Consider the following 13120-nt stretch of genomic DNA (forward strand, 5'->3'; position numbering starts at 1 on the left):
ACTGAATTGAGCGCCGATTCGCTTCGTCATCCAGAAAATTTGAAGCCATCTCGCCTGCAACTTCGGAAGTTGGTCCATTGATCAGCGTTTCCCTAACTCCGTCTCGCCGCCAAGAGCAGTCTCAAAGAGACCTATCGTGCTGTAAGACACGAGATCGGGGTCAGGCGAGTCCGCGACTGAGAGTACGTCGACCGCCATGGGCAAGTCATCGTGCAGATATTCCTGCACCTTGGGCATGCCGTCGAACACCGACAAGGCGTGCCGCCCCACAGCTTTTCGGCCAGCAGAAATTGGGCCTTTTGTCATGTCATGATTCGAGATGAGCGCTCACGGTTGAAGCACGATGCGTAAACGAGATAGACTAAATCTCTTCAATCACAACATCCGCTTTATTCTTCAGCGCATCATCAAAAGCTTCAATCAACAGATCAAACAAATCGCGCCCCGTACTAGATACAAAGTAATTGCCCATCGAAGTAATATCTGAACTAATATCCGCCCCCCAAGGAGGTTGCTTGGTTCGATCTTCATAATCCCATATTACCGAAGAGGGCGGAAAATTATTCAACTCTTCACGAATTTTCTTCAACTCCTCTAGCGCCTGCCCAACGTGCTCCGCTGGCACACGCCCCTCATAAAACTCTTTCGATATAACGGGAAACTTGGTTCCCGGACCGTTGGACTCCAAGAGCCCCCAGATTGTGGAAAAGAACGAGTTAAAAAAGCTCGATGCTCCGACCTCGTCAACTATCGATCCGACTCGTACGCCAACTGACATGTGCTACCTCAATATGGTAATGTTACTTGGCTGAATTATACCGTTACTGCGCGTGGAAATTGACTGAATAACGTTTTGCAGCTCACCACGACTGACTACTTGACCACGAATGTCTACAAAAAGCGATTGGACGGTATCCGGAGGCAATTGTTGCGCACGATAGATCGCCTGATTCGATACGTTATCGATCAATCGTTCCTGGCCTGCCGGCGTCTCAATATTGTAGTTCTTCACTTCAACGCTCGAACCATCTTTATACCAGTCAGGACGTGTGCTTCCTTTGGTGCCATAGGGAACCTCTTTCCCGTCCTTGAAGGACCTTTGTTCTTTGTATCCTTGCCCGAGCTTTTTCCCTACATCCTTCTCACTCTGCCTCCAAGACGGCCTCTTAGGCTTGGCTTGGACTTTCAGTCCATCTCCCGCAGGTTTTGCGTTGGCCTCCCCTGCGGCTTTCGCTGCATCAGCGGTCGCCTCGGTTGTCTCGCCTCCCTTCGCCGCCGCACCTCCAATGTCAGAGGCCTTGCCTGCTTGGCCAGCCGCCTCGGCAACCTCGCCAGTCTTCCCAGCCGCGTTCGCAACCTCTCCCGTTTTTCCCGCGACATTTGCAACGTCAGCAAGCTCGCCTGCCTTTCCGGCAACATTCACCGCCTCGCCAACCTTGCCTGCCACATTCCCCGCTTCGCCGACCTTGCCGGCAGCACCAACACCACCAACAAACAATCCGCCGATGTCGACCGCGCCGCGCCCCAGCGCCTCACCATAGTTGCCCTGGCTCCACGCCTCCATATACGGCTTGGTGATGCCATCGACGATCGCGCCAGGATGATCGTAGATCGCCTGCGCCGTCTTTCCGGCTGAGTCCAACGTCTGCGAGTACCCGTGGTAGTCGTATAACCCTGTCAGATCAGACAGACCCTCAGCAGCCTGCGACACTGGCGATAGCTTGGCCGCTCCGACCGCCAGCCCGCCCAAGCCCTTCGCCATGTCCCACACCGCGCCGCCGGCCCCCTTGAAGAACCCGCCAACTTGATGCATGACGCCCTTCTCGGGTGGCGGATTAGCATCCCCCACGACGTTCCCGCTCACATCCACCGAGCTACCCGGCGCGGGCGCAGTTACGTAAGTGCCCGTACAGTTGCCGGAGTTCATCGTGCACGGGTCACCGTCACGAATAACGGGATGGCCACCCGCGCGAACCGTCGTGCTTCCCTTCGTCGGCTTGGTCTCGCCTCCCACCGTGCCGGAACGTACCCCATCGGCTGAGCCCGCTTCGTCGCCCGTACATGTCGGGACCACGCTCTGATCGAGCACGTACGCCGGCTTGCCGTTGAATCGCACGCTCGGCACGACGCCCGACGACCCGCTCAGATCCGACACGACCTGATAGGGTACCGGTGGTGTCGAGCTGCCCATCGGAGTCTTGCACACATCGGGCGTGCTACTCACGGCCTTGAAGCTGCCGTCCTGCCTCGACGCAATCCGATTGCCCTTGGAGAAGTGATCGGACGGCTGCGCCTGATCCTGCGGCTTATAGACGCCCGTTTCAAAGCGCCTCTGGACTGACTTCCCCGCTTCATCGAATATATCGCGCAGGTCCGGGCGATCGCTCCACGGATTCGGCGTATTCCACAAAGAGTCGAGATTTTTTACTGCGTCACGAGCCTGCTCCACACTCTGGATGTTGAAATGCTCCCGAAAAACGTCACCCGCATCTCCGGTGATGGTGACCGTTAGTGGTTCAGCCATGCCGCACCTCCGCCGGATCGACCGCGTTACCCGACGATGTCGCGGCAAGCCGCTCCAGCCCCGCCCGGTCGACAAACCTTGCCTCGAAGCGCTGCGCACGCACGGATTTCATCAGCGTTGCGCGCCACGCCAACGTCACCACGGGGTTCGCTGCGTCCGACACATCAACTGACAACGTATCGAGCAGCAGCGGCGCGAACTTGAGCGACTGGTCGGTGTAGACCCATCCCATCGGTAGATGGCCTGGCAAGGCGATGCGCAGGATCGTATTGCCCCGCTCGCCGACGGTCGATCCGGGCGTGCCAACTGGAACAAGATTCGTCAGCACGATCGTCTCGTCACCCTTCAGGTGCGGCACCTGCATCTGTGGGTGCGCGCCATTCCAGTACCTGAACTGAAAATCGTCCGGCAAGCCCGGATGGCGCTCAGCGAGCCACTGGTCATCGTACGTGCCAGCAAGCTCACGCCTCGATTTCCACGCCTTCCCGACGATACCGACGCCAGCCGGATGCAGCGACGGAGGCGCCTGCCCATTCACAGCTGCGAGCCACGCTTGTATCGAGATGGGTTCGCTGCTGGCTTCGATCTGCGGAGCAGCGACCCGCTGCAGCTTCGTCGCATCAAGGAACCAACGTTCAGCAAATCCCAGACCGATGGGATTGTTTTCGCAGGCCGTATGCGCCACCGGGACGTTATCTTGATCGGGATGCGCAGCCTGCTGCTTGTCATCGAGCCGAGATGCCTTCGGCACACGTTTCGCGGCCGGATCCTGCGCGTCGATCCGACACTGCCCGCCCCATGCATATTCGTAACGCATAGGCAGCGCTGCGATTGGCTCAGGCGGCGTCAACCACCAGTCGATGGGACGCACGATGCCGAGCGAGGCGATCTTCACGAGTCGGTTCATGCTTCGACCAAACGTCGATCGTCGAGCAAAGTACCTTGGGCCGGTCACGAACAACCTACGATCTAGCAGGACTTTCGTCGTCGGCACACCCGTGTCGTTGTTGGATCGCATGGGTGCCGACACAATTCGAATGCCCGCTGCGAATCGCGGCAACGATCGCCCCTGCGGCGCATAGGCCGTCCCGTTTATGAGTACATCGCAAAGCGGTTTATATGGCGCGAGATCGCTTTCCTCTGCCACGCTGGACTGATTCGGCTCGCCGTGGAAACGATCTGATGTCGCGAGCGGTCTCTGCTCCTGCGCAAGCATCAACACGCCGTCTCGCAGCTCGAAAGTCTGGCGCAAGACAACGGTATGGAACGATGCGCCGTCCGGCGCAAACGACTCGAACGCCAATGCCGGGAAAGGCGTGTGATTGGAGAACTCCATCGCCGCTCCCGTCAATTGACGTCAACATCCTTGCCGTTGATCTGCACCGGCCCTGAGCCCTCGATTAGCAGTTGCGTGCCGCGCAGCGTGATGTGTCCGTTGCTCTCCATAATGAGCACCGAGCTACCGGTCTTGAGCTCGATACGGTCGCCAGCCGTGATCGTGTACGTCTTGCCGACCATCGTGGTCTTCGACAGGCCGACTTCTTCAGCGCTAGCCAGCCCCGCCGATGTGTTGACTGCGCCGGCCACTGTCACCTGATAGCCGCCGCCCACGGTCAGGGCTTTCGCCAGCCCCACCGTCTCCGTCGACGTCAGCGCAATCAGGAGATTCTCCATCCCTTGGATGGTCTCGTTCCGGTTGCCACCGACCGTCAGCGTCTCGTTGTTACCAACGGTCTCGGTGCGATCCACCCCAACGTGAATCGTCTCGTTGTTGTCGACCGTTTCCGTACGATCGTGACCGACGTGCACCGTCTCATCGTGATCGATATTCTTGGTGCGGTCGTTACCTACCCAATGCGACTCATCGTGCTCGACCTCGATGCGCTGATCCTTCTCGGCGTGTAGCCACACCTCTTCCTCGCCCTTCTTGTCCTCGAAGCGGATCGCATTGGCCGTATTGACGTTACCGGTCTTGGTCGAGCGCGTCAGAATCCCGCTCTGTGTCGCGTTGGCTGGCAACGCCCACGGCGGCATGTTCTGCGAGTTGTAAACGCGCGACGTCACGAGGGGACGGTCCGGATTTCCATCAAGGAAACTCACGACCACCTCATCCCCGATTCGCGGGATCTGAATCATCCCGAAACCGCTACCCGCCCACGGCTGGCTCACGCGCACCCAGCAGGAACTCCCTTGGTCACGTTTGCCGAGACGATCCCAGTGGAACTGCACCTTCACCCGGCCGAGACTATCCGTATAAATCTCCTCGCCTTTCGGACCTACGACGATCGCCGTCTGCGGCCCGACGATCGTCGGACGCTCGCCCTCGAATGCCGGACGGTACGGAATTTTCTTGCGAATGCAGGTGAAGCTGCACGAATACGCCGAACTCCCCTCACCGGGCTCATAGTTGTTCGTGCCGGTGTGTGACACAGTCAGCAACAGGAATTGCCGGTCTTCCTGTTTGGTACTGGCGTGATCGTAGTGGTCGTCCAGCTCGAAGTATCGGCACGGCATCATCCGCCGGCCCGTCGTCACCCCAACGAACGTTTTGCTGTGTGCAGCCAGCGCTTCCGTCCGGAAGCGCGCGAGCTCTTCGCCCCGATCACTGTCAGCGAAACCATGCTCGCCGAGGTAGTCGTAGATCTCGTAGGACGGTACGTCGCCTTGATTGACTTCCGTGCCGCCCGACACGAATCGTCGGGCATGGGGAATCTTGTAGTCGAACGTTTTCAGTCCAACCGTGTCCGGTGCAAGCTGACGCTGCGCTTGAAATGACGTGATGACGGCAAGATTGTCCATCGCCTCGCCCTGGTTGTATTGCAGCGATGGACTGCGCCCGTCGATCGGCTTCGCGGTCACCGAGTTATCGGCAATGATCAGCTTGTGCCCATCCTTCGCATGCTCGAAGTAATAGAACAAGCCATCCTCTCGCATCAGCCGTTCGACGAAAGCAAGATCCGTCTCACGGTACTGCGTGCAATAGCTGCGATTCTGCGTTCCTTTCGACAGACGGAACTCAAACGATGCCAGCTTGCCGTACTCGCGAAACACGCGGGAAAGAATCGCCTCCGTATTCTCTTCCTGAAAGATCCGAATGTCCTGTCGGCGAGAAAGCATCCAGAGCCACGGCAGGATCGTTGCGCTGTACATCGCAAAACCGCCATCGGTATCCAGATGCGAAAACGCCGCGACGTATCCGTGGAAGTAACGCTCTTCCGAGCTGGCGAGCGCATCGGTCAACTGCAACGTGATTGTCACAGGTTGGCCGATCAACTTCTTCAGCTCGATATTCTTGTCTTGCGACGCGAGCCGGACATGCATCTCGAAATTCTGAGATAACCCCTCGGTACAATGGAAATCGACAAGCACGAGATCCGATCGACCTTTCAATGGCGTTTCAATCGTAAACAGGCGATTGCTCTGGAGCTGGAAGAAGCTCGCAATTTCGGACATTTGCATATATAGCCTCGGAATCTCTCAGCGGAGGGGCAATTTTTTGTCGGCGCGGCCATTTTAATATGCCTGCGCGCCATTTTGACTAGATGTCGGCTCCGGAAAACGGGGACCGATTATCGCGGATTATTGAATATTGCAGCGAATGGACCATCTGCTGTCACATTACGAACGTGAAGTCGGACTGCTTGCACGCAGTCTGGCGGACTTTGCTCGACGCTTTCCGAAGATTGCAGCACGCCTCGGCATGTCTGGTGGCCACGTCGAAGACCTGCACGTCGACCGAATGGTACAGACGTTCGCGCTGCTAGCGGCTCGTGTCGATGCGAAGCTTGATGACGATTACCCGCAATTCACCGAGGCACTTCTCGAAATTGCCTATCCGCAGTATCTGCGCACGGTCCCGTCATGCGCGGTTGTCTCGTTCGACCCATCGGTTCTGTTCGGTCAGCTTACCGAACCGCTGACGATAGCGCGCGGCACGATGCTGGACGCCAATGCCGCACCGTGCCGCTTCCGTACACTCTACGACGTCACGTTATCGCCGTTGCGTATCTACTCGGCACGCTATTCATCAGCGACGCTCGCGCCAGCAGCGGCGCGCATCCCGACAGAAGTGACGGGGATCATTTCGATTACCTTTACAAGCGAATCCGCGTCGCAAGCATTCGATGACGCCATCCCGTCCGCCCCAGTGCGGGTACATCTGTCCGGAGAGCGGCCGCTCGTCGCCGCGCTTTCCGATACGCTGTTGCTTCGTGCATCGGCCGCCTACGTGGAGGTGGACGAAAGCGGACGCTGGACCCGCTTGTCGAAAGCCCCCATTGAGGCGGCCGGCTTTGCCGATGACGAGCGATTGTTGCCGAACCAAGACGATACAAGCGCACAATCGTTCAGGCATCTGATCGAGTATTTTGCCTTCCCCGAGAAGTTTGATTTCGTCGACATCGACCTGGGTCGAATGCGTCGCGCCGCGCGCGCCGAAGCAGCTCGACGACTGACGCTTCACGTCGCCGTGCAAGGCACCGCCCATGATTCCGGCACCGCTCAGATCCTGGCAACGCTGAACACCAGCACGTTCCGATTGTTTTGCACACCGGTCGTCAACCTGTTCGAACGCGCGGCAACGCCTATCCAGCTAACCAGTCACGATGCCACCTATCCGATCACGCCGACCCCGTTGGCAACCGGCATTCCGCTGAGCGTCTACTCGGTTGAGGCCGTGTATCTGGGCGAGCGTACGAAGTCGGGCGAAGACAAGGCCGCCATCGCTTCACATGCGGCACCGCGCACGCAGGTGTGGCCGTATCGTGCATTCAGTCACGCGCGGCCCATGGATTCGTCCGCCATCTATTGGCTGGCCTACCGAGATCCGGAGGCCATGCCGGACGGCGCGCTGGCGGAATCGCAACTGGCGTTGGTCGACTTAAAGGGCCAAACCGCTCATCCGCGACACCCTCAGGTCGATGTCGATGTCCTGGCAACCAACGGAGCAATGCCGTCCCGGTTGCCGATCGGGGCCCCCGATAGCGATCTTCTGTACGAGGGTTCGGCATTGGCGTGCCCGATCATGCTGCTCTCCCGCCCCACCTTGCCGGCTGCCTTGCCGCGGGGCGGTGCACTTTGGCGCGTCCTGTCGGCACTGGCGCCGCATCCGCTCGACCTGACGCGGACCGGACTACCCGCGCTGAAGGAGTTTCTCCGTTTCCATGCTCCGCGTTCCAGCGTGGTTGCCCAACGCTGCATCGACGCGATCGCATCTCTCGACTGCAAACCAGCGATCAGGTGGATGTCTCTCGACAATCACTTCCCGTCATTTGTTCGCGGTGTGGAGATCCTGCTTTCGTTCTCCGAGGCGGCGACACGAGATGTCAGCCTGCATCGGTTCTCGGCTGTCATGGACCGATTCTTCGGCCCGTACGCTCAGTCAAACAGCTACGTTCAACTCGTCGTGTTGTCGGCCGAGAGCGGCAAGGAGCTGTTGCGATGCGCTCCACGCCCTGGGACACAACCGCTGGTATAGGTCAGTGGAGATAGCCAGCCAGAATCCCCCCACCCACACCAGCTTGAAAGCCGGCCGTTCGACCGTGCATATATAGCAGCGCCGGAGCATTCGCAACGGCGTCCGCCAAAATCATCGACATGGCCGGGCTTGTCAAGCCCAACGCAAGCATTGCCGGATTGATGCCCAACAGCATCACAGTCGCTCCCTGTGCGACAACCACCCCACCGTAACCGTCGAGATAAACGGTTCCGCCTTGCAAATCCGACCGCGTAAGTTCACTGCCCTTGAATGCACTGGTCATGTAAACGGTCCCATGACTCGGGAAATCATACGTCGAGCCAGCAGCACTTGCATCATGGCTACCGAAGTTCGGCAATTTCAATTCTGGGATTGTGAACCTCGGCAATTTGATTTTCGGAATCCTAGCGCCCCAGCCGTAACCAATACCCACACCACCGTAGTAGAAGCTTTGCGAATGTTTCTGTGGATCAGTGAGAATGATATTCCCCCCCGTCGCAACTACGATGTCAACGCTCACCCCACCGCCCGCGCCAGTGTCATATTTCCACTTGCTCTTTCGAAGATACGACATACGCCATCTCTCTTCTGCTTCTCGTTATGTTCGTGACGGCAGATTCATAATCCCGCACACGATTGCAACTGCACCCATGAAGGCAAAAACAATCGTCGAATCCCAGATCGCAGCGAAGACATTCATCGTTGCGCTGCCATCAGGATCGTCGGCCTGGTACCGCACCTCGACTCGCTGACCGAGCTCCACTTTCGTGACAATCCCGCCTTGCGGATACGAAATCTGCTGTCCTGTCTTGGTGGTGAATTGAATCTCGGGATGGTATCCGCCAGCATTGAGCTTAACGACGAGGCCCGGTACCACAATCGATGTTCGAAGAAATTCTCTAGTCGACTGTGCGCTGATTGCAGCAGCGACAAGAAGGCCCACCCCAATCACAATGGCACTGATGCCCTTAAACATGACGCCCTCGTTTACATTCATTACAATTATTCGGGTGCTCCATGCTGATCGTATCAGCCTGCCAAATTCTAAAACATCCTCACCTGGACGCCAGACTGTCCGCCTGGTGCGCTATCAGGCCTTGGTCGGCAAGTGGCGCGCTTGCGAATGGTCTCCGAGATCGAGGATGGGTTGTGTTCATTTCGGGAGCCGTAAGTTGGTTTGGAATTGGGCAAGCAGCGCTCCACTACAAATCGTGGCAAGTGGCGCCCTTCGCCTGCCTAGCCGGTATCGGCCTTGCGATGTGCATAGCCGTATTTAGGCCAGACCCAAGACGGGACACTGTGTTTTATGGCATCCGACGTGACGCCCGGAAATCGTTCTGGCAGCGAAAGCGCAATGACATCCTCGCTAAATTGATAGCGGCCGTCATGGGCGCAGTACAGGGCGTTGGAGGAACACTGCTAACCCAAGCGCTCAACAGATGATGACGCGGCCTCCGGCAAAGTATCGGGCGGTCATCGGGTGGAATTCATTCACACTCCATTCACACCGAACGGCGAAGGGAGCCAACTTGACAGCAGTCGCTCGCGTGACTAAGTGACTGAATAAGCGAAGAATCCTGGCCCGCCCTACACGATTCGAACGTGTGACCTACGGCTTAGAAGGCCGTTGCTCTATCCAACTGAGCTAAGGGCGGTCAAAGAGAAAAGACACGGTCTGACACGGGCCGCATTCGGCATCGGGTTTGAGTCACGAAGCAGCAGCGACGCCGCCCCAAACAACTCGAAACCCCGAAACAAAACGGGCCCGGCACGAAGCCGAGCCCGAAATTATACCCGATCATCGCGCCAGATCACGGAGACCGGCGCTCGCAGCATCAAACCGGCTGCGGATGCAGCATGAACCAGCCGAGGCAGAACACGCCGGCGATCACGCAATACACGCCGAACGACGCGAGCCGGCCGCGCCCTTCGAAATAGCGCATCAGGAATCGCACGCTCAGGTACGCGGCGATCGCCGTCAGCACGCCACCGAGCAGCGCATCGGCGAGCTGGTCGCGCGCATGGAACAGCTTCGGCAATTCGAGCACGCCCGCGGCAAAGATGATCGGCGTGCCGAGCAGGAACGAGAATTCCGCCGCCTTCTCCGCCGTCAGCCCGGCCGCGTTGCCGGCGATCATCGTCAGCCCGCTGCGCGAGAAGCCCGGAATCAGCGCGCCGATCTGCGCGAGGCCCACGAAGAACGCCTGCTTGAACGTCATCTTCTCGGGCGGTTGATGGGCGCGGCTGCGCTGGATGCGATCGCCGAGCCACAGCAACACGCCGTTGACGATCAATGCGATCGCGACGATCCGCAGATCATGAAACACGCGCTCGATGCGCTTTTCCAGCAGCAGGCCGACGATGCCGGTCGGGATCGTACCGATGATCAGCGCCCACATCAGGTGCCCGTCGTCGTTCTTGCGGCCGCCGAGCTGCGCGAAGAAACCGCCGATCAGTGCGATCCAGCGCGCGCGGAAGTACCACAGCAGCGCCAGCGCGGTGCCGAGGTGGAGCGCGACGAGGAAGGGCAGCAGCTGCGGCGCGTGCTTGTCGATGTGCATGCCGAACAGCGCCGGCACGAGCAGCGTATGGCCGAGGCTGCTCACGGGGAAGAGTTCGGTGACGCCCTGCAGGACGCTCAGGAATACCAGAAACCAGAGGCTCACGCGTCGGTCCTTTTAGTGAAGATTAAGCGGGAAGGAAGGCGGACGACGCGATGCGCGTCCTGAAAAACGCGCCCCGATTATGCCGAGCCAGGATTACTGCGCCAAGGCATTTGGCAGGATATTGCGGCAATGCACACAAACACTTGCAATTTGTAAGCGCGCAGAAAGCAAAAAGCCCGCCATTTGCATGGCGGGCTTGTCCACTTCGGCAGGAATTGCCGTCAGCGGCCGAGCTGATAGAAAAATAATACCGTGCTGCCGGTAAACATGCCGAACAGTGCGATACCCATTGCCATTGCCAGATCCATGGCCCCCTCCACGAAGTGTCATGACCCGGCAACATCACCGGTTTAGAGGCATTATCCAGACCGTCGACAGTGTTAAAAACTCGCAATTTCCCGAGAAGGGTTTTCCCCGAGCGGTCGCGGCCCGATAATGGAACGCACGTTGCTCCCCTCACCCGCCCAACCCGATTCGCCATGCCGATCTTCCAGCAACACGACATTCACGAACTTCACGCCGGCCCGTCGCTCGTCCGGGTCGCCCCGCAATTCGGTGGCCGCCTGCTGTCCTGGCACGTCGATGGCGAACCGGTGATCTTCTGGCCGGAAACCGCCGACTGGAGCAACCTCGCCCGCGTGCGCGGCGGCAATCCGCTGCTGTTCCCGTTCCTCGGCCGCCACCGCGTCGACGGCGAACTCGGCCGCTGGCGCGACGCCGCCGGCGTGGTTCGCGACCTGCCGATGCACGGTTTCGCGCGCGATCTGCCGTTCGACGCGCAGCCGTCGGCCGACGGCGCCGCGTTGTCGATGACGCTCGACGCGAACGACACGCTGCGCGCGAGCTATCCGTTCGATTTCCGGTTCGAAACGACCTACCGGCTGGCGGACGCCCATACGCTGGAAGTCGCGCTGACGACGACCAATCGCGGGGACACGCCGCTGCCCTACTACGCCGGCCACCATTTCTATTTCGCGCTGCCGCACGGCGAGCGGGCCGACACCCGCCTCGAGTTGCCACCGACCCGCCGTTGCCACCAGCGCGCGGACGGCTCGATCAGCCCGCTCGAACCGGGCGAGGTCCGTTACCGCCTCGACGATCCGGAGATCCTCGACCGCTTCCACTGCCTCGACGGCGAGCCGTCCGCACCGGTGCGCATCGTGATGCCGGGCCGCCACCGCACGATCGAGATCGCACTCGACGTGCCGGGCTCGATCCCGTGGTACGCGGTCACGACGTGGACCGAAAAGCCGGATTCGGACTTCTATTGCGTCGAGCCGTGGCTCGGCCTGCCCGATGCGATCCACAACGGCCGCGGCCTGCGCATGCTCGCGCCGGGCGCGACTGAAACGGCCACGCTGCGGATCCGTGTCGCCCCGCTCGCCGGCTGATTCGACACGCACCGAACCGGGGCACGGCGGCCCCGGTAGCGACCGAAACTGCGGTGCGCGGGTCGAACCCGTTAAAATCGGACGTTTTGTGTTGCCTGCCGCGTCACGCGCGGCAGGGTTTTGCGAGGTTCAATGTTCGGAACAACAACGAAGCGACTCTTCGCAGCCGCCTGCGCCGCCCTGCTCGTCGCGTGCGGCTCCGCGCCCGTCGGCCCCGGGTTCTATCGCGTCGAGCGTGGCGACACGCTCTACAAGATCGCGCGCGACAACCGCACGTCGGTACAGAGCATCGTGCGCTGGAACCAGATGACGAACCCCGATGCGATCGAAGTCGGCCAGGTGCTGCGCGTCGCGCCGCCGCCCGGCACGACCACCGCATCGACCACCGGCACCGGCAGCGCGGGCCGCGCACGCCCGGCCCCTTCCGCGCCGGTCGAATCAGCCGTGAAGCCGGCCACGAGCATTGCGCTGATCTGGCCGGCGGCCGGCAACGTGGTACGCACGTTCGACGGCTCGAAATCGAAGGGCATCGACATCGCGAATTCGCCGGGCACGCCGGTCGTCGCGGCCGCGCCGGGTGTCGTCGTCTATGCCGGTAACGGGCTGCGCGGCTACGGCAATCTGATCATCCTGAAGCACAACGCCGATTACCTGACGGCCTACGCGCACAACCGCGCGCTGCTGGTGAAGGAAGGCCAATCGGTCACGCAAGGGCAATCGATCGCCGAGATGGGCAACAGCGACAGCGATCGTGTCGCGCTGCATTTCGAGCTGCGCTATGGCGGCCGCTCGATCGATCCGTCACGCTACCTGCCGGCGCGTTGAGCGCACGACAGACGGCACGCGATGCCGGCACGCATCGCGTGCCGTCGCGGCGAAAACGGAAAAAAGTCGCGTCAGCGCTTGCGCAGACGTCCGGTGACACGGCCGGACAACGGATCGACATGACGAGCAAACGCCACCAGCACACCGATTCCGATCAGGCTGAACCCCGCAGCTATCAGAAGCAAATCCATGGTCACACCACTGTTTTGTCTTGATCTTATGCGTCATTGTGAAATCG

11 protein-coding genes and 1 tRNA gene are annotated in these 13120 nt (G+C 59.9%); 3 read left to right on the forward strand and 9 right to left on the reverse strand.

The features are described from left to right. Positions 1–81: 81 nt before the first annotated feature. The 5 genes from DFS13_RS27860 to DFS13_RS27880 are packed head-to-tail and all read right to left on the reverse strand — an operon-like array spanning position 82 to position 5983. Complete coding sequence (locus tag DFS13_RS27860; RefSeq protein ID WP_134163170.1) at positions 82–306, reverse strand: hypothetical protein; 225 nt, start codon at positions 304–306, stop codon at positions 82–84. Positions 307–361: 55 nt separating this feature from the next. Further along, complete coding sequence (locus tag DFS13_RS27865) at positions 362–778, reverse strand: Imm70 family immunity protein (protein WP_077056230.1); 417 nt, start codon at positions 776–778, stop codon at positions 362–364. 3 nt (positions 779–781) lie between these two features. Beyond that, the gene (locus tag DFS13_RS41185) at positions 782–2524 is read right to left on the reverse strand and encodes a DUF4150 domain-containing protein (protein WP_277627005.1); all 1743 of its coding nucleotides are present in this window, start codon (positions 2522–2524) and stop codon (positions 782–784) included. Beyond that, on the reverse strand, positions 2517–3860 hold the full coding sequence (locus DFS13_RS27875) for a DUF2169 domain-containing protein (RefSeq protein ID WP_060263189.1): 1344 nt from the start codon (positions 3858–3860) through the stop codon (positions 2517–2519). The genes DFS13_RS41185 and DFS13_RS27875 overlap by 8 nt, the downstream gene beginning before the upstream one ends. Positions 3861–3871: 11 nt before the next feature. Then, entirely contained in the window at positions 3872–5983 is a 2112-nt protein-coding gene (locus DFS13_RS27880) for a type VI secretion system Vgr family protein (RefSeq protein ID WP_111442358.1), read from the reverse strand. Between the two features lie 139 nt (positions 5984–6122). Between DFS13_RS27880 and tssF the strand changes: the two genes are divergently transcribed. After that, a complete protein-coding gene (gene tssF / locus DFS13_RS27885; RefSeq protein WP_111442359.1) occupies positions 6123–8000 on the forward strand; it encodes a type VI secretion system baseplate subunit TssF in 1878 nt (625 codons plus the stop codon). Between the two features lies 1 nt (position 8001). On the opposite strand, the gene DFS13_RS27890 is transcribed toward tssF, so the two are convergent. The 4 genes from DFS13_RS27890 to DFS13_RS27905 all read right to left on the reverse strand — a co-directional run bounded on the left by DFS13_RS27890 (position 8002) and on the right by DFS13_RS27905 (position 10666). Then, positions 8002–8574, reverse strand: a complete 573-nt coding sequence (locus DFS13_RS27890) for a hypothetical protein (protein ID WP_043205777.1) — start codon at positions 8572–8574, stop codon at positions 8002–8004. A 24-nt stretch (positions 8575–8598) separates the two neighbouring features. Continuing rightward, a complete protein-coding gene (locus tag DFS13_RS27895) occupies positions 8599–8976 on the reverse strand; it encodes a DUF3592 domain-containing protein (RefSeq protein WP_012492498.1) in 378 nt (125 codons plus the stop codon). Between the two features lie 602 nt (positions 8977–9578). Further along, positions 9579–9655, reverse strand: a tRNA-Arg gene (locus DFS13_RS27900). A 180-nt stretch (positions 9656–9835) separates the two neighbouring features. After that, positions 9836–10666 carry an undecaprenyl-diphosphate phosphatase gene (locus tag DFS13_RS27905; protein ID WP_006490581.1) on the reverse strand — a complete coding sequence of 277 codons (831 nt, stop codon included), beginning with the start codon at positions 10664–10666 and terminating at the stop codon, positions 9836–9838. A gap of 479 nt (positions 10667–11145) precedes the next feature. Between DFS13_RS27905 and DFS13_RS27910 the strand changes: the two genes are divergently transcribed. Both DFS13_RS27910 and DFS13_RS27915 read left to right on the forward strand, forming a co-directional pair. Further along, positions 11146–12057: an aldose 1-epimerase gene (locus tag DFS13_RS27910; RefSeq protein WP_006490569.1), complete on the forward strand. Its 912-nt coding sequence runs from the start codon at positions 11146–11148 to the stop codon at positions 12055–12057. Between the two features lie 132 nt (positions 12058–12189). Beyond that, the gene (locus tag DFS13_RS27915) at positions 12190–12882 is read left to right on the forward strand and encodes a peptidoglycan DD-metalloendopeptidase family protein (RefSeq protein ID WP_006490610.1); all 693 of its coding nucleotides are present in this window, start codon (positions 12190–12192) and stop codon (positions 12880–12882) included. Positions 12883–13120 lie beyond the last annotated feature (238 nt).

Source organism: Burkholderia sp. 28_3, assembly GCF_003253915.1.
In the GTDB taxonomy this organism is placed as follows: Bacteria; Pseudomonadota; Gammaproteobacteria; order Burkholderiales; family Burkholderiaceae; genus Burkholderia; species Burkholderia cenocepacia.

Excerpts from the sequence above, each read along its gene's own strand:
- DFS13_RS27860 (WP_134163170.1), bottom strand. The coding sequence starts at position 306 with ATGACAAAAGGCCCAATTTCTGCTGGCCGAAAAGCTGTGGGGCGGCAC.
- DFS13_RS27865 (WP_077056230.1), bottom strand. The coding sequence starts at position 778 with ATGTCAGTTGGCGTACGAGTCGGATCGATAGTTGACGAGGTCGGAGCA.
- DFS13_RS41185 (WP_277627005.1), bottom strand. The coding sequence starts at position 2,524 with ATGGCTGAACCACTAACGGTCACCATCACCGGAGATGCGGGTGACGTT.
- DFS13_RS27875 (WP_060263189.1), bottom strand. The coding sequence starts at position 3,860 with ATGGAGTTCTCCAATCACACGCCTTTCCCGGCATTGGCGTTCGAGTCG.
- DFS13_RS27880 (WP_111442358.1), bottom strand. The coding sequence starts at position 5,983 with ATGCAAATGTCCGAAATTGCGAGCTTCTTCCAGCTCCAGAGCAATCGC.
- tssF (WP_111442359.1), top strand. The coding sequence starts at position 6,123 with ATGGACCATCTGCTGTCACATTACGAACGTGAAGTCGGACTGCTTGCA.
- DFS13_RS27890 (WP_043205777.1), bottom strand. The coding sequence starts at position 8,574 with ATGTCGTATCTTCGAAAGAGCAAGTGGAAATATGACACTGGCGCGGGC.
- DFS13_RS27895 (WP_012492498.1), bottom strand. The coding sequence starts at position 8,976 with ATGTTTAAGGGCATCAGTGCCATTGTGATTGGGGTGGGCCTTCTTGTC.
- DFS13_RS27910 (WP_006490569.1), top strand. The coding sequence starts at position 11,146 with ATGCCGATCTTCCAGCAACACGACATTCACGAACTTCACGCCGGCCCG.
- DFS13_RS27915 (WP_006490610.1), top strand. The coding sequence starts at position 12,190 with ATGTTCGGAACAACAACGAAGCGACTCTTCGCAGCCGCCTGCGCCGCC.